Annotated in this window: 23 protein-coding genes; 13 read left to right on the top strand and 10 right to left on the bottom strand. The window is 71.8% G+C overall.

The features are described from left to right. Positions 1–80 precede the first annotated feature (80 nt). Both ACH4TL_RS03850 and ACH4TL_RS03845 read right to left on the bottom strand, forming a co-directional pair. On the bottom strand, positions 81–1,388 hold the full coding sequence (locus ACH4TL_RS03850) for a M16 family metallopeptidase (protein WP_398312640.1): 1,308 nt from the start codon (positions 1,386–1,388) through the stop codon (positions 81–83). After that, complete coding sequence (locus ACH4TL_RS03845) at positions 1,385–2,695, bottom strand: M16 family metallopeptidase (protein WP_398312643.1); 1,311 nt, start codon at positions 2,693–2,695, stop codon at positions 1,385–1,387. Before ACH4TL_RS03845 ends, ACH4TL_RS03850 begins: the two co-directional genes overlap by 4 nt. Before the next feature lie 194 nt (positions 2,696–2,889). Here ACH4TL_RS03845 and ACH4TL_RS03840 point away from each other — a divergent pair, with 194 nt between their 5' ends. Beyond that, positions 2,890–3,072, top strand: a complete 183-nt coding sequence (locus tag ACH4TL_RS03840) for an LxmA leader domain family RiPP (protein ID WP_398312646.1) — start codon at positions 2,890–2,892, stop codon at positions 3,070–3,072. 102 nt (positions 3,073–3,174) lie between these two features. On the opposite strand, the gene ACH4TL_RS03835 is transcribed toward ACH4TL_RS03840, so the two are convergent. Both ACH4TL_RS03835 and ACH4TL_RS03830 read right to left on the bottom strand, forming a co-directional pair. Then, a complete protein-coding gene (locus ACH4TL_RS03835) occupies positions 3,175–3,642 on the bottom strand; it encodes a hypothetical protein (protein WP_398312649.1) in 468 nt (155 codons plus the stop codon). Next, a complete protein-coding gene (locus ACH4TL_RS03830) occupies positions 3,639–3,911 on the bottom strand; it encodes a helix-turn-helix transcriptional regulator (protein WP_398312652.1) in 273 nt (90 codons plus the stop codon). The genes ACH4TL_RS03835 and ACH4TL_RS03830 overlap by 4 nt, the downstream gene beginning before the upstream one ends. Before the next feature lie 93 nt (positions 3,912–4,004). Here ACH4TL_RS03830 and ACH4TL_RS03825 point away from each other — a divergent pair, with 93 nt between their 5' ends. Together ACH4TL_RS03825 and ACH4TL_RS03820 are read left to right on the top strand one after the other, a co-directional pair. Continuing rightward, positions 4,005–4,973, top strand: a complete 969-nt coding sequence (locus tag ACH4TL_RS03825) for an LLM class flavin-dependent oxidoreductase (protein ID WP_398312655.1) — start codon at positions 4,005–4,007, stop codon at positions 4,971–4,973. After that, positions 4,966–6,006, top strand: coding sequence for a hypothetical protein (locus ACH4TL_RS03820; protein ID WP_398312658.1), 1,041 nt, complete (start codon positions 4,966–4,968; stop codon positions 6,004–6,006). The genes ACH4TL_RS03825 and ACH4TL_RS03820 overlap by 8 nt, the downstream gene beginning before the upstream one ends. Here ACH4TL_RS03820 and ACH4TL_RS03815 read toward each other — a convergent pair. Next, positions 5,963–6,643, bottom strand: a complete 681-nt coding sequence (locus tag ACH4TL_RS03815; RefSeq protein WP_398312660.1) for a GPP34 family phosphoprotein — start codon at positions 6,641–6,643, stop codon at positions 5,963–5,965. The two genes, ACH4TL_RS03820 and ACH4TL_RS03815, sit on opposite strands and share 44 nt — an antisense overlap. A 100-nt stretch (positions 6,644–6,743) precedes the next feature. Between ACH4TL_RS03815 and ACH4TL_RS03810 the strand changes: the two genes are divergently transcribed. Beyond that, positions 6,744–8,780, top strand: a complete 2,037-nt coding sequence (locus ACH4TL_RS03810) for a thioredoxin domain-containing protein (protein ID WP_398312663.1) — start codon at positions 6,744–6,746, stop codon at positions 8,778–8,780. 21 nt (positions 8,781–8,801) lie between these two features. On the opposite strand, the gene ACH4TL_RS03805 is transcribed toward ACH4TL_RS03810, so the two are convergent. Together ACH4TL_RS03805 and ACH4TL_RS03800 are read right to left on the bottom strand one after the other, a co-directional pair. Then, positions 8,802–9,425 carry a TetR/AcrR family transcriptional regulator gene (locus tag ACH4TL_RS03805; RefSeq protein WP_398312666.1) on the bottom strand — a complete coding sequence of 208 codons (624 nt, stop codon included), beginning with the start codon at positions 9,423–9,425 and terminating at the stop codon, positions 8,802–8,804. A 35-nt stretch (positions 9,426–9,460) separates the two neighbouring features. Further along, positions 9,461–10,159 (bottom strand): hemolysin III family protein, encoded by a 699-nt coding sequence (locus tag ACH4TL_RS03800; protein ID WP_398312669.1) that lies wholly within the window; start codon positions 10,157–10,159, stop codon positions 9,461–9,463. A gap of 251 nt (positions 10,160–10,410) precedes the next feature. Between ACH4TL_RS03800 and ACH4TL_RS03795 the strand changes: the two genes are divergently transcribed. Further along, positions 10,411–12,240, top strand: coding sequence for a phosphoenolpyruvate carboxykinase (GTP) (locus tag ACH4TL_RS03795; RefSeq protein ID WP_398312672.1), 1,830 nt, complete (start codon positions 10,411–10,413; stop codon positions 12,238–12,240). 163 nt (positions 12,241–12,403) lie between these two features. Further along, positions 12,404–13,594, top strand: a complete 1,191-nt coding sequence (locus tag ACH4TL_RS03790; RefSeq protein ID WP_398312675.1) for a mandelate racemase/muconate lactonizing enzyme family protein — start codon at positions 12,404–12,406, stop codon at positions 13,592–13,594. A gap of 28 nt (positions 13,595–13,622) precedes the next feature. On the opposite strand, the gene ACH4TL_RS03785 is transcribed toward ACH4TL_RS03790, so the two are convergent. The 3 genes from ACH4TL_RS03785 to ACH4TL_RS03775 all read right to left on the bottom strand — a co-directional run bounded on the left by ACH4TL_RS03785 (position 13,623) and on the right by ACH4TL_RS03775 (position 15,868). Next, entirely contained in the window at positions 13,623–14,132 is a 510-nt protein-coding gene (locus tag ACH4TL_RS03785; protein WP_398312678.1) for an O-acetyl-ADP-ribose deacetylase, read from the bottom strand. A 29-nt stretch (positions 14,133–14,161) separates the two neighbouring features. Then, positions 14,162–14,572 carry a hypothetical protein gene (locus ACH4TL_RS03780; RefSeq protein WP_398312681.1) on the bottom strand — a complete coding sequence of 137 codons (411 nt, stop codon included), beginning with the start codon at positions 14,570–14,572 and terminating at the stop codon, positions 14,162–14,164. Positions 14,573–14,656: 84 nt separating this feature from the next. Further along, the gene (locus ACH4TL_RS03775; protein ID WP_398313688.1) at positions 14,657–15,868 is read right to left on the bottom strand and encodes a pyridoxal phosphate-dependent aminotransferase; all 1,212 of its coding nucleotides are present in this window, start codon (positions 15,866–15,868) and stop codon (positions 14,657–14,659) included. A gap of 245 nt (positions 15,869–16,113) precedes the next feature. Here ACH4TL_RS03775 and ACH4TL_RS03770 point away from each other — a divergent pair, with 245 nt between their 5' ends. From ACH4TL_RS03770 to ACH4TL_RS03740, 7 genes are all read left to right on the top strand, one after another. Continuing rightward, on the top strand, positions 16,114–17,730 hold the full coding sequence (locus ACH4TL_RS03770) for an ABC transporter substrate-binding protein (protein WP_398312684.1): 1,617 nt from the start codon (positions 16,114–16,116) through the stop codon (positions 17,728–17,730). A gap of 5 nt (positions 17,731–17,735) precedes the next feature. Further along, the gene (locus tag ACH4TL_RS03765) at positions 17,736–18,695 is read left to right on the top strand and encodes an ABC transporter permease (protein WP_398312687.1); all 960 of its coding nucleotides are present in this window, start codon (positions 17,736–17,738) and stop codon (positions 18,693–18,695) included. Further along, positions 18,692–19,597: an ABC transporter permease gene (locus ACH4TL_RS03760; protein ID WP_398312690.1), complete on the top strand. Its 906-nt coding sequence runs from the start codon at positions 18,692–18,694 to the stop codon at positions 19,595–19,597. Before ACH4TL_RS03765 ends, ACH4TL_RS03760 begins: the two co-directional genes overlap by 4 nt. After that, positions 19,597–21,306 carry a dipeptide ABC transporter ATP-binding protein gene (locus ACH4TL_RS03755; RefSeq protein ID WP_398312692.1) on the top strand — a complete coding sequence of 570 codons (1,710 nt, stop codon included), beginning with the start codon at positions 19,597–19,599 and terminating at the stop codon, positions 21,304–21,306. Before ACH4TL_RS03760 ends, ACH4TL_RS03755 begins: the two co-directional genes overlap by 1 nt. Before the next feature lie 216 nt (positions 21,307–21,522). After that, entirely contained in the window at positions 21,523–23,532 is a 2,010-nt protein-coding gene (locus ACH4TL_RS03750; protein WP_398312694.1) for a CocE/NonD family hydrolase, read from the top strand. Beyond that, positions 23,529–24,179: a TetR/AcrR family transcriptional regulator gene (locus ACH4TL_RS03745; RefSeq protein WP_398312696.1), complete on the top strand. Its 651-nt coding sequence runs from the start codon at positions 23,529–23,531 to the stop codon at positions 24,177–24,179. Before ACH4TL_RS03750 ends, ACH4TL_RS03745 begins: the two co-directional genes overlap by 4 nt. A gap of 298 nt (positions 24,180–24,477) precedes the next feature. After that, positions 24,478–25,698: an RNA-guided endonuclease InsQ/TnpB family protein gene (locus ACH4TL_RS03740; protein ID WP_398312698.1), complete on the top strand. Its 1,221-nt coding sequence runs from the start codon at positions 24,478–24,480 to the stop codon at positions 25,696–25,698. The last annotated feature ends 75 nt before the right edge of the window (positions 25,699–25,773 follow it).

Below are 25,773 nucleotides of genomic sequence, written 5' to 3'. Positions count from 1 at the left end.
CGGCCTCGCCGTTCTCGTCGCCGTTGTCGCGGGGGTGAAGAAGAGCCGGGACTGACGGCCGGTCGGAGCCCTGGAAACCGTCAGAAGTCGAGTTCGTCGGTGGCGCCCCGGCGCAGCGGTGCCACCGACGCTTCGTCGGCGACGATCACACCCGTGAAATCGGCGGGCCGGAAGAACCGGCGGGCCGCCTCGGCGACCGCGTCGTACGGCACGTCCTCCAGCAGCGGTCCCCAGTTGTGCAACCAGCCGGAACCGACCCCGATGTGCAGCAGGTTCGCCAGACCGGACGCCAGCGCGCCCGGTGAAGACATCGCCGTCGCGGTGGAACCGGCCGCGTAGCTCCTGGCGGCGTCGACCTCCCCCACCGACGGCGGCTCGGCCGCCATGCGCTCCAGCTCTTCCCTGAGCACCGCGAGGGCCGGCACGGTGTGCTCGGCGGCGGTGTCGGCCTCGACCATCAGCGTCGAGGCTCCCGGTACCGACTCCACGCCCGAACCGAGCTGATAGGCGTACCCCTTGTCCTCGCGCAGCCGGGTGACCAGCCGGGAGGCGAAGGACCCGCCGAAGACCAGCTGGGCCAGGTGCAGGGACGGGTAGCCCGGGTCCGTTCGGGGCAGCGCGGGGGCGGCCAGCCGGATCACGCTCTGGACGGACCCGGGCCGGTCCACCCGGAGCAGCGGCCCGCCCGCGAACCACGGCGGCACCTCGGGCAGGTCACCCTCGGGACCCGCCTCCCATGGCCCGAACACTTCCGTGACCGTGGCGACGGCCTCCTCCGGCCGCAGGTCCCCGACCAGTACGAGCACCGCGCCGTCGGCCCCCAGGTGCCGCGCGTGCAGCTTCGCCAGGCCGTCCGGTGTGCAGGCGGCGGCCAGTTCGGGCGTCGGCTGCCAGCGGGCGGCGGTCTCCTCGCCGTAGCGCCGTCGCAGCAGCGCGTGCTGGGCGAGGGCCGCCGGGTGGTGGGTGGCCAGCCGGATGCGGCGTGCCAGCCGTGCGCGTTCGGGGAGGACGACGTCCTCCGTCAGCCGCGGCGCGCGGACGGACTCGGCCAGCAGGGCGAGTACCGGCGGCAGGGCGCCGGCCATGGTGTGCCCGGTGACGGTGAGTTTGCGGGCGTCCGCGGCGGAGTTCAGGGTGGCGCCGTGCGCGGCGAGCGCCGCGTCGTAGCCGTCCGCGTCCCGGTGCGCGGTGCCTTGGGGCAGGACCCCGGCCAGCAGTTGGCACAGCGCCACCTCGCCGGGGCTCGTCGCGGCGTACGGGATGGTGAGCCGGATCTCGACGAGGGGGACGACGGGGGCCGAACAGACCACCACCCGCAGTCCGTTGCCGAGTGTGATGTCGACGTCGGGCAGCGGCATACGGTGCTCGTCCACCACGCCTCCGGTCATGCCGCCTCCTCCCGCGCGGCGCCCCCTGGCGCGGCCTGTCCCGGTACGAAGCGCACGACCGTCCGGTGCGAGGACGCGAGCCGGGCGGCGGCCCGGCTCACCTGTTCACCGGTCACTCCGGTCCGCACCAGCTCCGGCAGCGCCTGCGTCAACTCGGCCTCGCCGAAAAGGGTTTCGCGCAGGCCGAGCAACTGCGCCCGGGTGCCCGGGTCGCCCAGCTCGCGCAGCGCCCCGGCGGCCCAGCGGGTGGTCGTGGCACGCAGCAGACCGGCGTCGACCTCGTCCCTCGCCAGCGCCTCCAGCGTGCCGTCCAGCGCGGCCAGGACGTCCTCGGCGCCCCTCTCGTGCTCGTGCACGGCGAACAGGGTCAGCAGATCGGGCCCCGCCGTGTCCAGCGGCAGCCCGAACAGACCGCAGCCCACCGAGAGGCTCGACGCCTCGGCGGCAGCGGTCGGCCCCCGGCGCAGCAGGGCCCCTCTGCCCTGTCCGAGCAGGGCGGCCAGCACGAGGTGCGCGAGGTAGTCGGCGCGCTCGGTGACCGGATCCGGCATCCGGTAGCCCACGGCCACCGCGGGCGCCCCGGCGTGCGGGTCGGCGACGGTCAGCCGCCGCTCCTCGCGCGGCAACGGCTCGTGCGTGTCCGGCGCGACCACCGGCGGACGTGCCGGCAGGGGCTCGAAGTGCCTGCGTACGAGGCGCTCCGCCGTCCCCGGGTCGAACGCACCGGTCAGCGTCACCACAGCATTTCCCGGGCCGTAGTGGTCGGCGAAGAACCGCTCGCACAGCGGGATGTCGAATGCCGCCAGGTCGACGGTTTCGCCGTACCCGTCCCTGGCGTTCTCCGCGCGACTGTGCAGGGCACGCGGCAGCGCCCAGGGGAAAGCGCCGTAAGGGCGATTGCGGACCATGATGCGGATCTCTTCGTCAATCACCGCGAGTTGCGTGCGCAGATTTCGTTCGGAAATGTGAGGCGAGCGCATTCGATCCGCTTCGAGTGCGAGCAGCATTTCCAGTGCGGAGGCGGGGGCCGTGGCGTAGTAAACCGTCACATCCTGGCGGGTCCTGGCGTCGCCGGAACCGCCGACGCGCTGTACCCGGGGCAGATAACCCTCGGGTGCGGCACGGCGACCGCCCTGGAACACAAGGTGTTCGAAGAGGTGCGCGAGGCCCGTATGTCCCTTGGGCTCGGTCCGGAAACCGACGCCGTAGTGCACCGCGACGCCGACCGAGGCGCCTACGGGATTCGGTGCCATCAGCACCCGCAGACCATTGTCCAATACCAGGCGGCGCAGCTGATTTCGAATCACCCGGGCGAGTATAGAACGAGTCAAGTGCCCACTCAACGGAGAACGTTGACCGATAGCGGCCAGTGTCCGCATGCGGCCAATCCCGTTGCCATCGCGGTGTCGGTCAGGGAATGGTTCTGTTCCGACCGGAGAGCGTGATTGCTGAAATTGTCGATCCGGTCACCCATCAATTCCACTGTCACCCAACGGGAGTCATGATGAACACCCAGTCCCTCATCAGCGGCTACTCCGCCTACGCCGACGCCGACGAGATCGTTCCGGCGGTGGAGGCCCCGGGCGCCACCATCACGATCACCACCTCGTCGCAGGCCTGTATCTCCGCCGCGTCCGCCGTCTCGGCCGTGTCGGTCGACAACACGTTCGACCACTCCTGCTGAACCGCGTGACCCGCTGAGCAGCAGGGCGGGTGCCCACCGCCGCAATCGGTGGGCACCCGCCCTGCCGCACGAGGGCCGCGGCACCGGTCTCCGGGGGCCGGGTCACTCGTCGTCATCCGCCTCGGCGTCCCCGACGCCCGCACCGGACAACCCCAGGATGATGGAGGGCAGCGCCGATGACGTCAGCATCAGCGTCGTCAGCAGCGCGGGCATCCGCTCGATCATTACGGGCTCGTTCTGGAAGACGACCATGAGCAGGACGACGGCCATGCCGGCGCCGACCGCGCATTGGTATCCGATGAAGGAGACCCGGTCGCGCAGCCCGCGCTCGCGTTCGTCCAGTCCCTTCAGCGGCCGTTCGGCCACACCGCGGGTCATCGAGCGCAGTACGCCCCACACCAGCAGCCAGACGGCGAAGGCCACGAGCCACCACGAGTCGGAGAACGCGTTGCCCTCTGAGATGAGCGACAGCACCACCATGGCCGCGCTCAGCGCGCAGAGCGCGAGTGCCACCGGGGACGTGGGGTTGCGGACCAGACCCGCCGCCTCGTCAGAACCTTGCCGACTCACGAGCGTTCCTCCTTGTTGTACAGCTGGGCGGACAGCGGGACGAAGGGCTTGCGACTGAAGATCGCTTCGATCGGAAGCTCGAACACGTCGCTGAACCGGAACGCCAGGTCGAGGCTCGGGAAGTAGTCGCCCCGTTCGATGGCACCGATGGTCTGCGGGTGCACTTCCACCAGTTTGGCCAGCGCCACCCTGCTGAGGCCGCGCTCTGCCCGGAGCACTCTCAGCTGGTTGTGGATCGGCATTCCCTCGCGATGGCTCACTGGGCTCATGCAAGGAATGTAGTGGAAACACAACAGTTCGTCAAGGAAAAGCAACAGCTCTGGCTGGAGTCACCGCACCAGAGTCAAGGGAAGGTGTGCTAGATGCTCCCGAGCGTGCTCGTGCCCAACATGCCGGACACCCCGGATGCCCTGCGGCCCTACGCCGAGCTGGTGCGCGACACCGGTGCGCGCCGCCTGTGGACGGGGCAGTCGCTCAAGGTGGAGACCCACCAGGCGTTCGCCCATCTCGCCGGCGCGGGGGTACGCGTCCCCATCGGCACCAGCGTGACCCTGATGCCGCTGCGCCATCCGTACGAGGCCGCCCTCCAGGCGCGCTCACTGGCCCTGGTGACCGGTCGGCCGGTGGTGGCCGGATACGGCGTCGGCGCACCGGCGTTCGTACGCAGCCTCAACGGACGCCCCTATCCCAGCCCGCGGACGATGGCCGCCGACTACCTGCGCACGGTCCGCTCCCTGCTCGACGGGGAAGTCGTCGAGCACGCGGGCGACTACCACGCGCTGCGGGGGCGGCTGATCCCCATGGACCACCCGGGCGTGGAGGTCGGCGTGGGTGTGCTGCGCCCCAACATGGCGCGTACCGCGGGCGGCGTCGCGGATGTCGCCATCACCTGGATGACCCCGCCCGGATATGTCGCCGAGACCCTGCTGCCCGCCCTGGAGGAAGGCGCCAAGGACCGGGACGCCCGCTGCCGCGTCGCCACCGTCGTCCATGTCGCGGTGGAGCGCGGCGGCCGGGACCCGTACCTGCTCGCACACACCGCCGCCGCCGGGCACCTCTCGGCCGACCACTACACGGACATGCTGCGGCGGGCCGGTGTGCCCGCCGAATCGTCCGACCCGGCGGCCGGTGCCGCCTCCCTGGTGGACAGCGGCACCTACGTGTTCGGCTCGGCGGACCACATCGCCGCCCGGCTCGACGGGTACCGGGACGCCGGGGTGGACGAGGTGATCCTCAACTGCGCCGGGGTGCTCTTCACCGAGGGCCGGGAGGCGGCGTTCCAGGATGTCCGGGAGATCATCGAGGCGGTCCGGCGGCGGCACGGTGGCTGAGCCCGTCACCGTTCGCGAGTACGGCACCCGCTACCTGCGGATCTCCGTGCGGTACCACGGGGACACCGGATTCAGCTGGCTGCGCGCCCCCGGACCGGCCCACACCCATCCGCAGCGCCTGCCCCCGACGGCGGTCGGCGCGGCACTGCGCCGCGTCGACACCGCCGTCGGCGGTGCCCGGCTCGCCCTGGGGGAGTGGGCGGCCGGCCCGGCGCCGCAAGGTGGAACAGGGGCCAGCGCGCGGCCCGGTGTGCTCTACCGCGTGCCGGGCGCCGTCTCGGTGGCCCGGCTGCTGCCCTCCGGCGACGACACCGCCTTCCAGCTCTCGTCACGTGCCCTGTCGGACGTGGGCAGGACACTGCGGCGGCTGCACCAGGAGCCGTGGGGGCTCCCCCGGCGGCCGCCGCACCACGGCGTGCGTCGGCTCCTCGCCTGGATCTCCGAAGAGGACGACACCCCTGAGGCGACGCGGCTGCGCGCGCTGGCCCGCACTCGGCTCGGCTCCTCGCTGTGGACGCGGCTGACGGACTGGGCCGGGGCCGCGCACGAGGCACCCGGCGGGGGAGGGGCCGTCCTGCTGCACGGTGCGCCCAGCACCGGCTGGCTGGTCCCCTCCCCGGCCGGTGGTCACCCCGCCCTGCTCAGCGGGGAGGAGGTCACCGGGGGCGATCCCGCCCTCGATCTCGGCTGGCTCCTCGGCGAGTTGCACGAACTGCGCGCCGCCGCCGCACGCGGCCTCGGCGCCGCCGGACAGGGGCCGCCGGTCGACTACCGGAGCGCGGCCCAGGCCCTGCTCTCCGGCTACACCGGCGGCGACGGCATCGCCGCCGTTCCGCCCGGCACCGCGCGCGCCGCCACCCTCCGGCTGGCCGTCCACATGCGGGACTTCGCCTCGTTCGTCGGCTGGCACGAGGACCTGCGCCACTACTGCGACCTGCTCGCGGAAACGCTCGCCGGGGACGGCGCTCCCGCGCTTCAGTGGGCCACGGTCAGCTGCCCGCGACGACCGTCGTCGTCACCGTCACCGCGATGATCGCCGTCAGCGCGTCCTCCGCGGCCTTCACGACGTGACGAACCGCCGTCGCTGACCACTGGCCCTGTGAGACCGACTCCATGGCCGCCGCGACCCGGCGCGCGTCGTCGTCCGGGAAGGCCAGGCGGTGCAGCTTCGCCCCGTGCAGCAGGGCCACCAGGCTCGCCGTGCGGACGTCCGGCGTCGCGCCCTGGAGGACGACCGCGCCGAGGCGCTCCCGTACCGCCGCCTCCACCGAGCCGTCGGCCTCCGGATAGCGGCGCACGGGGAAGAGACCGAGCACCTTCTTCTTCTCCTCCCGGACCAGTCCCTTCTCGATCAGGGCCGTGTTGGCCCGGGCCACGGCGTCCGTCTTCAACCGGTTGATCCAGTCCTCGGCCTTGCCCGGCTTGTCCTTGCCCGCGATGGCGGCGAGCGCGGTGTCGAGGGCGGGCTCGCCCAGCGGCGTCGCGTCGACGGCGGTGACCTTGCCGTCGGCCACGTCGATCCGGCCGGCCAGGGCGAGTTCCACCAGCGAGGCAGCGGAGATCGCCAGGGCCACCTTCGCCGGCTCCTTCGCGGTGCCGGACGCGTCGTCCAGCGAGAGGAGCAGGAGCTGCTCACCCAATGTGGTGGGGGTTTCCGTGGGGGGTTCCATCGGTGTGTCCATTCCGGGTGCGGGCACTCAGTCCCAGGTGAGGTTAGCGGCACCGGCTGTCGCCTCGGCCGCGCCCCGGAGGGTGGGAGAGGATGGGGGTATGCCGAACCGCCTGGCGCACGAAACGTCCCCCTACCTCCTCCAGCACGCCGACAACCCGGTCGACTGGCGGCCGTGGTCCCACGAGGCGTTCGAGGAGGCGCGCAGCCGCGGGGTCCCCGTGCTGCTCAGCGTCGGATACAGCTCCTGCCACTGGTGTCACGTCATGGCGCACGAGTCCTTCGAGGACGCCGGGACGGCCGAGTATCTGAACGCCCACTTCGTCTCCATCAAGGTCGACCGCGAGGAGCGGCCCGACGTCGACGCCGTGTACATGGAGGCGGTGCAGGCCGCCACCGGGCAGGGCGGCTGGCCGATGACGGTGTTCCTGACGCCCGACGCCGAGCCCTTCTACTTCGGCACCTACTTCCCGCCCGCCCCGCGCCCCGGCATGCCCTCGTTCCGGCAGGTGCTGGAGGGGGTGCGCGCCGCGTGGGCCGACCGGCGCGACGAGGTGCGGGACGTGGCCGGGAAGATCGTGCGGGACCTGGCCGAGCGGACCGGCATCGCACTGGGCTCCGGCGCGCCGCAGCCGCCGGGCGCCGAGGACCTGGCGGCCGCGCTGATGGGGCTGACCCGCGAATTCGACGCCGTGCGCGGCGGGTTCGGCGGGGCGCCGAAGTTCCCGCCGTCCATGGCGCTGGAGTTCCTGCTGCGCCACCACGCCCGGACCGGCGCCGAGGGCGCGTTGCAGATGGTGCAGGCCACGTGCGAGGCGATGGCCCGCGGCGGCATCTACGACCAGCTCGGCGGCGGGTTCGCGCGCTACTCCGTCGACGCGGAATGGGTCATTCCGCACTTCGAGAAGATGCTGTACGACAACGCCCTGCTGTGCCGCGTCTACGCCCATCTCTGGCGGGCCACCGGCTCGGACCTCGCGCGCCGGGTCGCCCTGGAAACCGCCGAATTCCTGGTCCGCGAGATGCGCACCGAACAGGGCGGGTTCGCCTCCGCCCTGGACGCCGACAGCGACGACGGCACCGGACGCCATGTCGAGGGCGCGTACTACGTCTGGACGCCGGAGCAGCTGCGCGAGGTGCTGGGCGAGGCGGACGCCGAGCAGGCCGCCGCGTACTTCGGGGTGACCGAGGAGGGCACCTTCGAGGCGGGTGCGTCCGTCCTCCAGCTGCCCGACGGCGCCCGCCCGGCCGACGCCGACCGGCTCGCCTCCGTACGGGAGCGGCTGCTGGCCGCGCGGGAGCGGCGGGAGCGGCCCGGCCGCGACGACAAGGTCGTGGCCGCCTGGAACGGGCTGGCCATCGCCGCCCTCGCCGAGACCGGCGCGTACTTCGACCGCCCCGACCTGGTCGAGGCGGCGACCGGGGCCGCCGATCTGCTCGTACGCCTCCACATGGACAACGCCGGACGGCTCGCCCGCACCTCGCTGGGCGGCGCGGTGGGCGCGCACGCGGGCGTGCTGGAGGACTACGCCGATGTGGCCGAGGGCTTTCTCGCCCTGTCCGCGGTCTCCGGTGAGGGCGTATGGGTCGAGTTCGCGGGGCTGCTCCTGGACACCGTGCTGCACCACTTCGCCGCCGAGGACGGCACCCTGTTCGACACGGCCGACGACGCCGAGGCGCTGATCCGCCGCCCCCAGGACCCGACCGACAACGCCGTCCCCTCGGGGTGGACGGCCGCCGCCGGGGCGCTGCTGTCGTACGCCGCCGTCTCCGGGAGCGGCCGCCACCGGGAGGCGGCCGAGCGGGCGCTGGCCGTGGTGAAGGCGCTGGGCGCGCGGGTGCCGCGCTTCATCGGCTGGGGGCTCGCGGTGGCCGAGGCGCGGCTGGACGGGCCGCGCGAGGTGGCCGTCGTCGGGCCGGACGGCGACCCCGGCACCCGCGCCCTGCACCGGGCCGCGCTGCTGGGCACGGCGCCGGGTGCGGTGATCGCGGTGGGCGCGCCAGGTTCCGACGAGGTGCCTCTGCTGGAGGGGCGGGTGCTGCTGGAGGGGCGCCCGGCGGCGTACGTCTGCCGCCACTTCACCTGCGACGCCCCGACCGACGACGTGGCGGCGCTGACGGCCCGGCTCGGCGGCTGACGCCCGGCCCCGGGAAGACGGCTACAGCGGCAGGCCGCGGGCGAGCATGCCCAGGGCGCGGTCGATGCCGGCCTCCATGGTCTCCACCTGGTGGTGGTCGAAGCAGTGGAAGACCGCTTCGTGGAGGGCGCCGAGGACCGCTCCGACGAGCACCCGCACCTCGAAGTCCTCCGGTGACCGGCCGCTGCGCTCGGCCAGCACCTCGCCCAGCAGGGTCCCGGTCTTGGCCATGCCCTCGCCCATGCGGGCGCGCAGCGCCGGGACCTGGCGGATCAGGGTGAGCCGGGTCAGCATCTCCGCGCGCTCCTCGGCGGTGAGCCGCCCCGCCATGTCGATCAGGACGCGCCGCAGGGAGGAGACGGGCGGTTCGTCCAGCGGCCGGTCCCGGATTCCGGCGGCCATGGCCTCGTCGTACTCGTCCGTGAGGACGATGTCCTCCTTGGTGGGGAAGTAGCGGAAGACGGTGCTGGGGGAGACGTCGGCGGCCTCCGCGATCCGGTCCACCGGGGTGGCGTCATAGCCCAGTTCCACGAACAGCTCGCAGGCGGCGCGCCGGATCGCCTGCCGGGTCTGGATCTTCTTGCGTTCGCGCAGCCCGGGCCGGGGCCGGGCCGGGGGCGTGGATGCGGAGGCCATGTCGATCATTGTCGGGCACCGGCCCCGGCGACGGCGGGTTCCGCTCAGGAGTGCTGGTAGGCCACCAGCGAGATTCCGACGTAGTGCACGACGAAGGCGGCGAGCGTGAGGGAGTGGAACACCTCGTGGAAGCCGAACCAGCGGGGTGAGGGGTTGGGGCGCTTGGTCCCGTAGATCACCGCGCCCGCGCTGTAGAGCAGCCCGCCGACGACGATCAGCGTCATGACGGCGATGCCGCCGGTGCGCAGGAAGTCCGGCAGGAAGAACACCGCGGCCCAGCCGAGGGCGATGTAGCACGGGGTGTAGAGCCAGCGCGGGGCGCCGACCCAGAATACCCGGAAGGCGATGCCCGCGAGCGCTCCGACCCACACCAGCCAGAGCAGCAGCTGCTGTTTGCCGTGCGGGAGCAGCAGCATCGTGAACGGCGTGTAGGTGCCCGCGATGATCAGGAAGATATTGGCGTGATCCAGGCGGCGCAGCACCGCCGTGGCGCGCGGGCCCCAATTGCCCCGGTGGTACAGGGCGCTCGTGCCGAAGAGCGCGCACGCGCTGAGCGTGAAGATGGCGCACGCCACGCGCCCGCGCGGGCTGTCGGCGAGAGCGGTGAGCACCACTCCGGCGATGAGCGCGGCCGGGAACATGCCGGCGTGCAGCCAGCCGCGCAGCAGAGGTTTGAGGGGGATCGGCGCTTCCTCGGGCCCTGGTGAGTGGTCAACGGCGGCATCGGGCGCGGCGGACGTCATACCGCTCATGCTACCCAGCAACCGTGCGTTACCGGTCGTGTCGAGTGGTGATGGTCACGAAGGTGCCCACTGGACAGATCGCCCGTACCGTCGGATGATCAAATGAGCGCGGTCGGCACCGGATGAGCTGAGCATCCGGGTCGCAGCCCCCAAGGGGTAGCTGTCTCCATATGTGGATATGCGTGCACATATCCGCCCAAACCCTCAACCAAGACGCCGGAGCAGATCCGTTCCGGCGGAATGGAGCGATCGTGGCGCCCACCAATGTGGCTTCCTCCCTCATCACGCCCCCGACCAGCCACCAGGAACTGATCGCCTGGGTCGGCGAGATCGCCGAACTCACCCAGCCCGACGAGGTGGTGTGGTGTGACGGTTCGGAGTCGGAGTACGACCGTCTGTGTGCGGAGCTCGTCGAGAAGGGCACGTTCAAACGTCTCGACCCGATCAAGCGCCCCAACTCGTACTACGCGGCCTCCGATCCCAGCGATGTGGCGCGCGTCGAGGACCGCACCTTCATCTGCTCCGAGAAGGAGGCGGACGCGGGTCCGACGAACCACTGGAAGGACCCCGCCGAGATGCGGGAGATCTTCCAGGGCGAACAGGGCGTGTTCCGGGGCTCGATGCGCGGCCGCACCATGTACGTCGTCCCGTTCTGCATGGGCCCGCTCGGCTCGCCGCTGTCCGCGATCGGCGTCGAGATCACCGACTCCGCGTACGTGGCCGTCGCCATGCGCACCATGACCCGCATGGGACAGGACGTGCTCGACGTCCTCGGCGACACGGGCTTCTTCGTGAAGGCCGTCCACACCCTCGGCGCCCCGCTGGAGCCGGGCCAGGCCGACGTTCCGTGGCCGTGCAACAGCACCAAGTACATCTCGCACTTCCCCGAGAGCCGCGAGATCTGGTCGTACGGCTCCGGCTACGGCGGCAACGCGCTGCTGGGCAAGAAGTGCTACGCCCTGCGCATCGCCTCCGTCATGGCGCGTGACGAGGGCTGGCTCGCCGAGCACATGCTGATCCTCAAGCTCACCCCGCCGCGCGGGGAGTCGAAGTACGTCGCCGCGGCCTTCCCGAGCGCGTGCGGCAAGACCAACCTCGCGATGCTGGAGCCGACCATCCCCGGCTGGACGGTCGAGACGATCGGCGACGACATCGCCTGGATGCGGTTCGGCGAGGACGGCCGGCTGTACGCGATCAACCCCGAGGCTGGCTTCTTCGGCGTCGCGCCCGGCACCGGCGAGCACACCAACGCCAACGCGATGAAGACCCTGTGGGGCAACTCCGTCTTCACCAACGTCGCGCTCACCGACGACGGCGACGTGTGGTGGGAGGGCATGACCGAGGAGCAGCCCGCCCACCTCACCGACTGGAAGGGCAACGACTGGACCCCGGCCAGCGGGACGCCCGCGGCCCACCCCAACGCCCGCTTCACCACGCCCGCCGGACAGTGCCCGATCATCGCGCCCGAGTGGGAGGACCCCAAGGGCGTGCCGATCTCGGCGATCCTCTTCGGCGGACGCCGCGCCAGCGCGGTCCCGCTCGTCACCGAGTCCTTCGACTGGCAGCACGGCGTCTTCCTCGGCGCCAACGTGGCCAGCGAGAAGACCGCCGCGGCCGAGGGCAAGGTCGGCGAGCTGCGCCGCGACCCGTTCGCGATGCTGCCCTTCTGCGGCTACAACATGGGCGACTACATGGCCCACTGGGTCGACGTCGCCAAGGACAAGGACCAGGCGAAGCTCCCGAAGATCTACTACGTCAACTGGTTCCGCAAGAACGAGGCGGGCAAGTTCGTGTGGCCCGGCTTCGGCGAGAACAGCCGCGTCCTGAAGTGGATCGTGGACCGCCTCGACGGACGCGCCGAGGGCGTCGAGACCCCCATCGGCATCCTGCCGACCAAGGAATCCCTCGACACCGACGGGCTCGGCCTGGCCGACGGGGAGCTGGACTTCCTGCTCAACGTCGACAAGGAGGTGTGGCGCGAGGAGGCGGCGCTGGTGCCCGACCACCTGAACACCTTCGGTGACCACACGCCGAAGGCGATGTGGGACGAGTACCGGGCGCTGGTTCAGCGCCTGGGCTGAACACCACGTGTATGAACAGGTCGGGCCCGCACCGCACGGTGCGGGCCCGATCTGTTCAAGGATGCGATCAAGGGGAGTTCCTACACCTCGGGTCTGGACGGTTTCCGGGGCGGCGACGGATGGTAGGCCTGCAACGCCAGCACGATGCCGAGGAGAGCACCGCATGAGTGTCGCCCCCAGTGATTCCGTCGCCTTCAAGCCCTTCGCCTCCGCACCCGGCGAGGCGAGCACCGACCGGGTGTCGGCGATCCGGCTCTCCCTGGTGTACCTGCCGCTGCGCGCGCCCATCAGCGACGCCAAGGTGCTGACCGGCAGGCAGAAGCCGCTCACCGAAGTCGCCTTCCTCTTCGCCGAGATCAGCACCGAGGGCGGCCATCAGGGTCTCGGCTTCAGCTACTCCAAGCGGGCGGGCGGGCCCGCGCTGTACGCCCATGCCCAGGAGATCGCGCCCGAGCTGATCGGCGAGGACCCCAGCGACATCGCCCGGCTGTGGAACAAGCTGGTGTGGGCGGGCGCGTCCATGGGCCGCAGCGGGGCCGCCGTGCAGGCGGTCGCCGCGTTCGACATCGCGCTGTGGGACCTCAAGGCCCGGCGCGCGGGGCTGCCGCTGGCCAAGCTGCTGGGCGCGCACCGCGACGCGGTCAGCGTCTACAACACCTCCGGCGGCTTCCTCTCCACGCCCATCGAGGAGGTGTTGGAGAACATCGACCTGGCCCGCTCCCGGGGCGTCGCCGGGATCAAGCTCAAGGTGGGCTCGCCGGACCCGCGCGTGGACCTCGCCCGGGTGGAGACCGTACGGGAGCACCTGGGCGACAGCGTTCCGCTGATGGTGGACGCCAACCAGCAGTGGGACCGGGCCACCGCCACCCGGGTCGGCCGGGTGCTGGAGAAGTTCGACCTGACCTGGATCGAGGAGCCGCTCGACGCGTACGACGCCGAGGGTCACGCGGCCCTCGCCGCCACCCTGGACACCCCCATAGCCACCGGCGAGATGCTCACCAGCGCGCATGAGCACGCGGCGCTGATCGAGGCGGGCTCCTCCGACTTCGTGCAGCCGGACGCCCCACGGGTCGGCGGCATCACCCCGTTCCTCCAGATCATGACGCTCGCCGACTACAAGGGCCGCAGCCTCGCCCCGCACTTCGCGATGGAGATCCACGTCCATCTCTCGGCGGCCTATCCGCGCACCGCATGGGTCGAGCACTTCGAGTGGCTGGAGCCGCTGTTCAACGAGCGGCTGGAGCTGCGCGACGGCCGCATGGTGATCTCCCGGCGCGCCGGGCTCGGCCTCTCGCTCAGCGATCAGGCGGCGGCCTGGACGAAGGAGGCGGCGCGCTTCGGCGCGGGCGCCTGAGCGGAGGCAGTGCGGTCCGGGCCGGAGGCTATGCGGTCCGGGCCTCGAACGCCGCGTACGCGGGCTCGTCGAAGAGGACGAAGCGCACCTCTTCGACGGCCGTGTCCGCCGCGCGGACCGTCTCCACCGCGATCCGGGCGCCGTCGTCCAGCGGCCAGCGGTAGACGCCGGTGGAGATCGCGGGGAACGCGACCGTCCGCGCGCCCAGCTCGTCGGCGACCCGCAGGGACTCGCGGTAGCACGACGCCAGCAGGCCGGAGCGGTCCTCGCTCGCCGACCAGACCGGCCCGACGGTGTGGATCACCCAGCGGGCGTCGAGCCGCCCCGCCGTCGTGGCCACTGCCTGGCCGGTGGGCAGCCCCTTGCCGTAATGGGAGGCGCGCAGGCTGCGGCAGGCGTCGAGGATCTCGGGCCCGCCCTTGCGGTGGATCGCGCCGTCGACGCCTCCGCCGCCGAGGAGGGAGGAGTTCGCCGCGTTGACGATGGCGTCGACGTGCTGGGCGGTGATGTCGCCGTGGACGAGGGTGAGCGTCGTCATGGCTCCATCCTGGGGCACGCGCCCCCGCGTCACACGGTGACGCCGAGCCCCGCCGCATGCGCCTCCAGCCGCTCGGCGGTCAGCGCCGTGGCCGCCGCGTCGTCGCGCGAGGTCGCGGTGACCAGGGCCCAGCCCGCCAGGGTGTGGGCGCGCTGGTGGAGGGCGGCGACACGGGCCGGGTCGGCGTCGGCCGTGGTGGGCGCGGCGCGCAGCGGGGCGCGGCCGTCGCGCAGCCGTACGACCTGCTGGGCCAGGCGCTCGGCGGCCTCGTCCAGCGCCGGGTCCGGGGTGAGGGCACGCAATTCGTCGGTCACGGTGAGCAGCGCGGTCAGATGTCCGGCGAGCCGGATGTCCAGCTCCTCCTCGCGGGAGCGGTGCGGGAAATCCGGCTCGGGCTCGGCCATGGTGTGGACCGACTTGGTGCGGATCGGCTCGTACATGGATGGCCTCCAAACGTTCAGGAGGCCATCCTAACTTGGACGCAGTCTAAAGTTGAGCCTTCTACAGGAACTGCTTCCTGCTTCTCAGGGCTGCCCGTAGCCGTCGAGGAAGTTCCCGATCCGGGTCACCGCGTCGGCCAGGTCCTTCTTCGCCGGGAGCGTGACGATGCGGAAGTGGTCCGGCTCCGGCCAGTTGAAGCCCGTGCCGTGCACGATCATGATCTTCTCGGCCCGCAGCAGGTCCAGCACCATCTGCCGGTCATCCTTGATCTTGTAGACCTTGGGGTCCAGCTTCGGGAACGCGTACAGCGCGCCCTTCGGCTTCACGCAGCTCACGCCCGGGATCTGGGTCAGCAGCTCGTACGCCGTGTCGCGCTGCTCCAGCAGCCGGCCGCCCGGGAGCACCAGGTCGTTGATCGACTGACGGCCGCCGAGGGCGGTGGCCACCGCGTGCTGTGCGGGCATGTTGGCGCACAGCCGCATGTTGGCGAGGATCGTCAGCCCCTCCAGGTAGCTGGCGGCGTGGGCCTTGGGGCCGCAGACCGCGAGCCAGCCGCTGCGGTAGCCCGCGACGCGGTACGCCTTGGAGAGCCCGTTGAACGTCAGCGTCAGCAGGTCAGGGGCGATCGCGGCGGTCGGGGTGTGGGTGGCGCCGTCGTAGAGGATCTTGTCGTAGATCTCGTCGGAGCAGACGATCAGCTGGTGGCGGCGGGCGATGTCGGTGATGCCGCGCAGCACCTCTTCGCTGTAGACGGCGCCCGTCGGGTTGTTCGGGTTGATGATGACGATCGCCTTGGTGCGGTCGGTCACCTTGCGCTCGATGTCGGCGAGGTCCGGCAGCCAGTCCGCCTGCTCGTCGCAGCGGTAGTGGACGGCGGTGCCGCCCGCGAGCGAGACCGAGGCGGTCCACAGCGGATAGTCGGGGGAGGGGACGAGGACCTCGTCGCCGTCGTCCAGCAGCCCCTGCATCGACATCTGGATCAGCTCGGAGACGCCGTTGCCGAGGAAGACGTCCTCGACGTCGAGGTGGATGCCCTGGGTCTGGTAGTGCTGCATCACCGCGCGCCGGGCGGAGAGCAGCCCCTTGGCGTCGCCGTAGCCATGGGCGTCGCCGAGGTTGCGCAGCATGTCCTCGAGGATCTCCGGCGGGCAGTCGAACCCGAAGGTCGCCGGGTTGCCGGTGTTGAGCTTGAGGATGCGGTGACCCGCTGCCTCCAGCCGCATCGCCTCCTCGAGAACCGGGCCACGGATTTCGTAGCAGACGTTGGCGAGCTTCGTGGACTGGATCACCTGCATGTCGGCCACCTTACGGCGGAGCATCCGGCCACGCTCGGTGTTTTTCACCACGTGGACGGTGTACGGGAGCGCTCCCGGGCCCCGGCGAGCGCATCGCGCCCCCTCCGCGCTCATCGATAACAAGTGAGTTAACCCCGTTAATTTTCGCGAACGAAGGGTTGGCCCGGACGGAACCGATGGCTATCGTTCACGCACCTCACCCAATCGTTCAACTGAACGAAACGAGCGAAGGGCCGCCCCCGTCCATGTCCGAGACCACCCACCGAACAGACCCCGGGGCGGCCCGGATACCGCGGCGGTCGGTGCTCGCCGCGGCGGCCGCCGGCGGCGGTGTCCTCGCCGGATCCGCCCTGCTGACCGGCTGCTCGGGCGCCGCGTCCGCGTCCCCGACCGAGGCCGTGCCCAGCCGCGGCCCGGCCGGGCGCCCCGACCGAGGCGGCACCCTGCGCATCGCCCGGCCGCCCGCCTCCGACGCCGAGACCCTGGACCCGGCGAGCGCGCTGTCCGCGTACGAATACCTCGGCGCCCTCTACAACCGGCTCGTCCGCGTCGACAAGGACGGCAAGACCGCGCCCGACCTCGCCGAGTCCTGGGAGCCCGACGCCAAGGCCACCACCTGGACCTTCCGGCTGCGCCGCGGCGTCACCTTCCACGACGGCTCCGCCTTCACCTCCGCCGACGCCGCCTACACCCTGCGGCACATCCTCGACAGCGCGACCGCGTCCCCGCAGGGCCCGGTGCTCGCCCCGCTCGTCGACCCCAAGCGGCTGCGCACCCCTGATGCGCACACCCTGGTGATCCCGCTGAAGAGCCCGCACGCCGAGTTCCCCAGCCTGCTCACCCACTACAACTGCTACGTCGTCCCCGACGGCAGCGCCAAGTCCATCGGCCGCACCGGCATCGGCACCGGCCCGTTCAAACTGGCCTCCTTCGCCTCCGCCGGACCCGGCCGGGTCGTCGCGTACGAGGACCACTGGGCCGGGCGCCCGGTGCTGGACGCCATCGACTTCTTCTCCGTCGCCGACATGCAGGCCCGGGCCAACGCCCTGCTCGCCGGGCAGGTCGATCTGCTCTCCCAGACCAATCTGGACTTCGCCACCGCCCGCGTCGTCGCCGCCTCCAGCCGCGCCACCATCGCCCGCTCGAAGAACGCCCAGTGGTACGTGCTGCCGATGCTCACCACCGAGAAGCCCTTCACCGATGTGCGGGTGCGGCAGGCCATGAAGCTCGCGTACGACCCCGAGCACATCCGGAAGGTCGCCCTCCAGGGCGCGGGCACGCTCGGCTGGGACAACCCCGTACCGCCGAACGACCCCGCCCACATCAGCGCCCACCCCGACCATGACCCCGAGCGGGCGCGCCAGCTGCTCAAGCGGGCCGGGCACGAGCGGCTCGCGGTGGACCTCTACACGTCCTCGTACGACCCGATCTTCACGCCCATGGCCCTCGCCTACCAGGAGTCCGCGGCCCGCGCCGGGATCCGCGTCCGGATCAGGACCGCGGCCGCCGACTCGTACTACACCCAGATCTGGATGAAGAAGCCGCTCATGGCCACCTACTGGTACACCGGGCGCCCCGTCGACCAGCTCCTCAACCAGGTCTTCCGCAGCGGCTCCTCGTACAACGAGACCGCCTGGTCGGACAAGGAGTTCGACGCGCTGCTCGACCGGGCCCGCCGGGAGACCGACGGGGGCCGCCGCCGCGAGCTGTACGGGCAGGCGCAGACCCTGATCGTCGAGCGGGGCGGGGCGATCACCCCGATGTTCGCCGACCGGCTCACCGGCATCTCCCGGAAGGTGCGCGGCTACGCCGAGCACGGCTTCGAGTTCGACTACCTCGGCATCGGCCTGAAGGGGGCGTGAGAAGCGTGCTCACCTTCATCGTCCGCCGGGTCGTCGCCGCGTTCGGCACCCTGCTGCTCTCCTCCGTCATGGTCTTCCTGGCCGTCCAGGCGCTGCCCGGCGACGTCGCCACCCAGGTGCTCGGCAAGGACGCCACCCCCGACGCGGTGTCCGCGCTGCGCAAGCAGATGGGGCTCGACCAGCCCGCCTGGGAGCGCTACTTCGACTGGATCAAGGGCGCGCTGCACGGCGACTTCGGCACCTCGCTCGTCACCACCAAGCCGGTGGGGAGCGAGGTCGCCCAGTACCTCGGCAACTCCGCCCTCATCGCCGTCGTCACCGTCCTCTTCGCGGTCACCGGCTCGCTCGTCCTCGGCGTCCTCGCCGGGCTCTACCGCGACCGCTGGCCCGACCATGTGATCTCCACGGTCAGCCTGGTCGGGATGTCCATCCCCGAGTTCGTCGTGGCCACCCTGCTGGTGCTCGCCTTCTCCGTCGCCCTGCCCGTGCTGCCCGCCGTGGTGCTGTACGGACCGGGGGCCTCCACCGGGCAGCTGCTGCCCGCGGTGTGGCTGCCCGCCGCGTCGCTCGCGATCGTGATGGCCGCGTACATCGTGCGGATGGCCCGTACGTCGGTCATCGACGTCATGGCGAGCGAATACGTCACCACCGCGCGGCTGAAGGGCCTGTCCACCTGGCGCGTGGTCACCCGGCACGCGCTGCCCAGCGCGCTGCTGCCCACCCTCCATGTGATCGCGCTCAACGTGGCCTGGCTGATCGGCGGCGTCGCGGTCGTGGAGAACGTCTTCAACTACCCCGGCATCGGCAAGCTGCTGCTCACCTCCGTGCAGAACCGCGATCTGCCCGTCATCCAGGCCATCGCCCTCATCAGCGCCGTCGTCTACGTCGTCTGCAACCTCGCCGCCGACCTCGGCTCCATGGCCCTCAATCCCAAGCTCCGCACCCGAGGAGGGAGCATCCGATGAGCGCGCTGAAGACGCCTGCCGCGGCCCCCGTTCCCGCGCCGTCCGCCCGCCCCGGCTCGGGCGCCGCCCGCGCCTGGCGCACCGTACGCTCCTCGCGCCCCGCCGCCATCGGGCTCGCGATCGTCGCCGTCCACCTGGTGGTGGCGCTGCTCGCCCCGCTGCTCACCCCGTACCACCCCACCGTCGGCGACGCCTCGCACGCGCTGCTCGGGCCGAGCGCCGACCACTGGGCGGGCACCGACCAGTACGGGCGCGACGTGCTGACCCGGGTGCTGTACGGCGGGCGGTACGCGCTCGGCGTCTCCGTCACCGCGACCCTCCTCACCATCGCGCTCGGCACCGTCCTCGGCTGCGCGGCCGCGCTGCGCGGCGGCTGGCTGGACGATGTGCTGATGCGCGTCCTGGACGCGGTGCTGTCCATCCCCGCGATCCTCGTCCTGCTGGTGATCGTCACCGCGCTGGGCACCGGCTCCGGGGTCATCGTGCTGGCCATCGGCGTCATCTGCGTCCCCCAGGTCGTACGGGTCGTACGCGGCGCCGCGCTCGCCGTCGTCCCCCAGGACTACGTCACCGCGGCACGCGCCCGCGGGGAGGGGACGTGGGCGATCCTGCGGCGCGAGGTGCTGCCCAACATCACCGACGTGGTGTGCGTCGAATTCGCCATGCGCGCCTCGTGGGTCGTGCTGCTGATCTCGTCGCTGTCCTTCCTCGGCTTCGGCGCCGACCCGCCCACCCCCGACTGGGGGCTCATGGTCTCCGAGAACCGCACCGCCATCACCGTCGTGCCCATGGCCAGCCTCGCGCCCATCATCGCCCTGGCCACCCTCGTCGTCGGGCTCAACCTCGCCGCCGACGGGCTGTCCAAGGCGTGGGGCGTCGACCGCATCCGGGAGGGCTCCTGATGAGCGCGATTGTCTCTGTGGCGGGGCTTGGTGTCGCCTACCGGTCCGGCGGTGGGGAGATCCCCGTCGTCCACGACGTCTCGTTCGACCTCGCGCCCGGCGAAACGTTCGCCCTCGTCGGCGAGTCCGGCAGCGGCAAGTCCACCGTCGCCGCGACCCTGCTGGGCCATCTGCGGCACGGCTCCCGGCTCACCGGCGGCACGGTGCGCGTCGACGGGAGCGACGTCTTCGCGCTCCCCGCGCGCGAACTGCGGCGGCTGCGCGGCGGTACGGTCGCGATGATCGCCCAGAACGCGGGCCAGGCCCTCACCCCCTCCATGCGCATCGGACGCCAGATCGCCGAGGCGGGCGGTGACACCCCCGTCAGCGACCTCCTCGAACAGGTCCGGCTGCCGCGCCCCGCCGAACTCGCCCGCCGCTATCCGCACGAACTCTCCGGCGGACAGCAGCAGCGCGTCGCCATCGCGATGGCCATCGCGACCCGGCCCAAGGTGCTGGTGCTGGACGAGCCCACGACGGGGCTCGACGTCCTCACCCAGCGCTCCGTCCTGGACCTGGTCGGCTCCCTGCGCGACGAACTCGGCCTCGCGGCGGTCCTCGTCAGCCATGACCTGGGCGTCGTCGCGCGGATGGCCGACGAGGTGTGCGTGCTGCGGTCGGGCCGGGTCGTCGAAGCCGCCCCCACCCGTCAGCTCTTCGCCGCCCCCGCCGACCCGTACACCCGCCGCCTGCTCTCCAGCGTGCCCCGGCTGACGGACACCGGGCTCGCCCTCGTCGGCGAGGACGGCACGCGGGAGGTGCGTCCGAAGCGGCCGGTGCCGGCGGACGCGGGTCAGGCGGTGGACGTCCGGGACGTCACCATCGACTACGGCTCCTCGCGCGCCGTCGACGGCGTCTCCTTCCAGGTGCGGCGGGGCGAGGTGCTGGCCCTGGTCGGCGAGTCCGGCAGCGGCAAGTCCACCCTGGCGTGGGCGCTCGCCGGACTGCGCGCGCCCTCCGGCGGTGCCATGACCCACGACGCCGGTGACCTGGGCGCGAGCGCGCGGCAGCGCCCGCTCGCGCTCCGGCGCACGATCCAGCTCGTCTTCCAGAACGCCGACACGTCGCTGAATCCGCGGCGTTCGGTGGGCGACGCGGTGCGGCGTCCCCTGCGGTTCTTCGGCGCGGCCTCGTCGCGGGACGAGGCGGCCACGCGGGCCCGCGGGCTCATCACCGACGTCCGCCTCGACCCCGACTTCGCCGACCGGCTCCCCGCCCAGCTCTCCGGCGGCCAGCGGCAGCGCATCGGCATCGCGCGGGCGCTGGCCGGTGAGCCGGATGTGCTGATCGCGGATGAGATCACCACGGCGCTCGACGTCTCCGTCCAGGCGGATGTGCTGCGCCTGCTGGACGATCTGCGTCGGGAGCGCGACCTGGCCTGCCTCTTCATCAGCCATGACCTGGCGGTGGTGCGGGGCATCGCCGACCGGGTGGTGGTGCTGCGGCACGGGGTGGTCGTGGAGGAGGGCCCGACGGACGCGGTCTTCGCGGCTCCGGGCCACCCGTACACCCGCCAACTGATGGCGGCTGCCCTCGAACCCGACCCGGACGCGGAGCCTGCCGTCGAGGCGGCCGACGACTGGGCCGACGCGGCCGAGCCGGGGTCTACGTGGACCGACCTGGGCGACGCCCACCGAGTCCGCCGCTGGCGGTCGGTGGGTGCCGCTTGAGGATTCGTTTCCGGGTGCGGGCCGGTGGTGGGGTTGTGCCCACCCGTCCCGCCCCGCGGAACGATTGCCCACAACCGGTCGCATCCAGCCCGTCCGCACCACCCAGCCCCTCCGGCGTTTGAGGAGCGGGGTCCGGGGCGGAGCCCCGGTTTCGGGAAGGGGCGGGGTGGGGGACAGGCCCGCCGCAGGAGTACGCAACACCAGTAGAGGAGAAGCGTGAGGTACCGCGAGACGTTCGACCGTGAGGTGCGGGTCGAGGACGTATGGATTCCGACCCGCGACGGCACGCGGCTGCACGCCCGGATTTGGCGGCCGACGGACTCGGAGACCGCCCCCGTACCCGCCCTCCTCGAATACCTCCCGTACCGCAAGAGCGACTGGACCGCCCCCCGCGACGCCCAGCGTCACCCCTGGTACGCCGGTCACGGCTACGCCTCCGTACGCGTCGACCTGCGCGGCAGCGGCGACTCCGAGGGCGTGATGCGCGACGAGTACGACGAGACCGAGCTGGCCGACGGCGTGGACGTCGTCAACTGGCTCGCCGCACAGCCCTGGTGCACCGGCAAGGTGGGCATGTTCGGCATCTCCTGGGGCGGGTTCAACTCGCTCCAGATCGCCGCCCTGCGCCCCGAACCGCTCAAGGCGATCGTGACCGTCTGCTCCGCCGACGACCGTTACGACAACGACGTCCACTACATCGGCGGCGCCGTCCTCGGCATCGACATGCTCGCCTGGGCGGGCACGATGCTGGCGTTCACCGCGCGCCCCCCGCACCCCACCTCCGTCGGCGAGGACCGCTGGCTGCCGATGTGGCGGGAACGGCTCGACGCGCTGGAGCCGTATCTGCACACCTGGCTCGCCCACCAGGAGCGCGACGCGTACTGGCGGCACGGCAGCGTGTGCGAGGACTACGGGGCGGTCGACGCCGCCGTGCTCGCGGTCGGCGGCTGGGCCGACCCGTACCGGGACACCGTGCTGCGCCTGGTGGAGCACCTCGACGCGCCCGTACGCGGGCTGATCGGCCCCTGGTCGCACCAGTACCCGGACCGGGGGCTGCCGCCGGGCCCGGCGATCGGGTTCCTCCAGGAGACGCTGCGCTGGTGGGACCACTGGCTCAAGGACGAGCCGACGGGCGTCATGGACGAGCCGCTGCTCCGCGCCTGGATCAACGACCCGGTGCCGCCCGCCACCTCGTACGAGACGATGCCGGGCCGCTGGGTCGGCGACGACGCGTGGCCCGCCCCGTCCGTGACCTGGGACGAACGCCCCCTCGGCGGTTCGTCCCAGGATCCGGTGATCGTCCGCTCCCCGCTGCACACCGGCCTCGACGCTGGCCGCTACTTCCCGTTCGGCAACGCCACCGATCTGCCGCCGGACCAGCGCGAGGAGGACGGCCGTTCGGTGTGCTTCGACTCGACTCCACTGGAAGAGCGCGTCGAGATCCTGGGCCGCCCCCGCGTACGGCTGCGGCTCGACAGCGCGACCCGGCGCGCCCATGTCATCGCGCGCGTCTGCGACGTGGCGCCCGACGGCTCGTCCACCCTCGTCACCCGCGGCGTGCTCAACCTGATGTCCCGGCACGGCCGGGACAAGGCCGTGGAGTGGGAGCCGGGGCGTTACGAGGACGTCGAGTTCGAGCTGAACGGGACCGGCTACGCCTTCCCGCCCGGCCACCGCATCCGGGTCGCGGTCTCCGACGCGTACTGGCCGTGGGTCTGGCCGCACGGCGAGCGCGGCCAGCTGACCGTACGGCCCGGCGAGAGCGCGCTGCTGCTGCCCGTACGGGACCCGGGCGCGGACGCCGCGCGGGTGCCGATCACCTTCGAGGAGCCCGAACAGGCCCCGCCGCTCGCGATCACCGTGGAGACCCCCGCCGAGCCCCGCCCCGAACGCACCGTCACCCATGACGTCGCCACGGGGGAGTGGGTGCTGGACGTCGACCCCAACTACGGCGGTTCCCGCACCTACCCCGACGGGCTGCGGTACGAGGAGAGCGCCCGCGAGACGTACCGCATCCGCTCCGGCGACCCGCTGTCGGCCGTGGCAAGCTCGCGGTGGACCATCCGGCTGCGGCGCGACGGCTGGGACGCGGAGATCCGCACCACGACCGAACTGCGCGCCGCGGCGGACGAATTCATCATGGACAGCAGCGTCGAGGCACGGGCGAACGGAGAGACAGTGGCCAACCGCGCATGGCAGCACACCATCCCGAGGACGTCCGCGTGACGCCGTCCTCCGAGCGCCCGTCCGACCGCCGCCCCCCGCGCCGCGCCGTCGCCGCCTCGGCCCGTACCCGGCAGCCGACCGAGGTACGGCGCCGACTCATCGTGGAGGCCGCTGTTCCGCTCATCGCGGAGCGGGGCACGGCGGGGGTCGGGGTGCGTGAGGTCGCGGCCGCGGCCGGGGTCTCGGTCGGCACGGTCACGTACCACTTCGAAAGCGTGCAGGAAGTCCTCTCCGAGGCGATGGTCCTGCACATAGAGCGCTACTACGCCGCCCTCACCGAGGCCGCCGACCGCGCCACCAGCGGCGCGGAGGGCCTGCGGCTGCTCATCGACGCGCTCTTCACGGACGACACGGACCGGCACTGGCGGATGTGGTTCGACTACTGGAACGCGGGCGAACGCGACCAGACGTTCGCCCGCGGCCAGGCCGAGCGGTACGAGAGCTGGCACGGCGAGATCCGCTCGCTGGTCGAGCGGGGCTGCGCCGAGGGCGACTTCCGCTGCGGCGACCCGGCGGACTTCACCCTCCGCTTCTCGGCCCTCGCCGACGGCCTCGCCCTCCGCCGCCTGCGCCAGATCCCGTCCCTGAGCGTCGAGGACGCGCGACGGCACCTGTGGCGCTTCGTGCAGGCGGAGCTGGGCGCCTGACCGGGGACGGTGCGCGCGGAGTGGGCTCACCTTTTTCTTGCGAGGAGGCCCCGGCGTTCACGCCGGAGAGGAATCGCATCTGGGTGTCGCGACGCGGAGCGTCGTCGCGTCCGGTTCAGGGCGCGGAATGCCCGTACCGCTGTCGGTATCGCTGAGGTGATGCGAACGCGTGTGCCTGCGTTCGCTGGTTGAGGTGGTGGCCGTGGGATCGGGGGACGTGTGTGCTGTTGTCGTACGTATGGTCCTTCGGAGGGGTCAGGAGGGTATGCCGTCCTGGCCGGGGCCGTGAGGGGGCGAGATGGCGCACGTGGGGGTGGCTGCGGAGGGTGGGCATGCCCGGTATACCTACCGGCTGCGCGTGTCGTCCGCCGCTCGCACCGGTCTGGTGGCGGAGTGGGACCGGTGCCGCTGGGTGTGGAACGAATGTGTCGCCAAGTCCAGGGCCGTGCACCTGCGCAACAAGTCCACCGGTCAGAAGGCCACGTGTGGTCCGGCTCAGCTCGACAGGATGCTGACCGAAGCCAGGCGGAGGACGCGGTGGCTGCGTGAGGGCTCCTCGGTTCCTCAGCAGCAGATCATCCGCGACTTCGGCCGCTCCCGCGCCAAGGCGCACAAGGACATCCGCGCAGGCCTGCCCATGGCGCGCCGGGCCGGGATGCCGAAGTGGAAATCCAAGCGCGAGGCGCTGCCGACCCTCAACTACACCCGGCGCGGGTTCCGGTTGAAGGACGGCCGACTGCACTTGGCGGGCGGTATCGTCGTGGTGGTGGTGTGGTCGCGGGAACTGTCGGCTGAACCGTCCTCGGTGCGTGTGTACCAGGACAGTCTCGGGCACTGGTACTGCTCGTTCGTCGTGCCCGCTCAGGTGCAGCCCGTGCGGGAGACGGGTCGCGTACTCGGTGTCGACTGGGGCGTGAAGGAGATCGCGACCACCACGTCCGACGCGCACGACCTGCCGCACGCGGGGTACGGCAGGAAGGTCCAGGCGAAGCTGACCCGGTACGACCGGATGATGGCCCGCCGCAGGCCGAAGAAGGGGCAACCGGCGTCGAAGGGCTACCGCAGGGCGAGGAAACTGCGGGCGAAGGCGTACAAGAAGGCTGCCAGGCAGCGTGAGGACACCGGGCGAAAGTGGGCGAGGAAGGTTGTCCTCGACCACGACGCTGTCGCTGTGGAGGACTTCCGCCCGAAGTTCCTGGCCAGGACCACCATGGCCCGCAAGGCCGCTGATGCCGCCATCGGCGCCACCAAGGCCGCTCTGGTGGCGATGGGCCGCAAGCATGGGCGGGACATCCGCCTTGTCCACCCCGCGTACACCACGATGGATTGCGCGCACTGCGATGCGAGAGCCAAGCATCGCCTGCCGCTGGGTGAGCGGACCTACACCTGCGCCGTGTGTGGAACCGTGTCTCCACGGGACAAGAACTCCGCACGCGTGATGCTCGTCCGGGCTGGTCTCAACCCGGCTGGTGCTGATGGCGGAAGACCTCCTGGAGCGCTGCTCCAGGAGGCGGCCTGAGCCAGGAATTCCCTCCCGTCAGGGAGGGGAGAATTCAATTCTTCTGGACGGGCGGGCAGGTGCCGGTGTCGGAGC

This window comes from Streptomyces sp. NPDC021115, from assembly GCF_044333065.1.
Lineage (GTDB): Bacteria > Actinomycetota > Actinomycetes > Streptomycetales > Streptomycetaceae > Streptomyces.
Note: the sequence above shows the minus strand (reverse complement) of the source record. Positions and strands in the feature narration are given on the sequence as shown.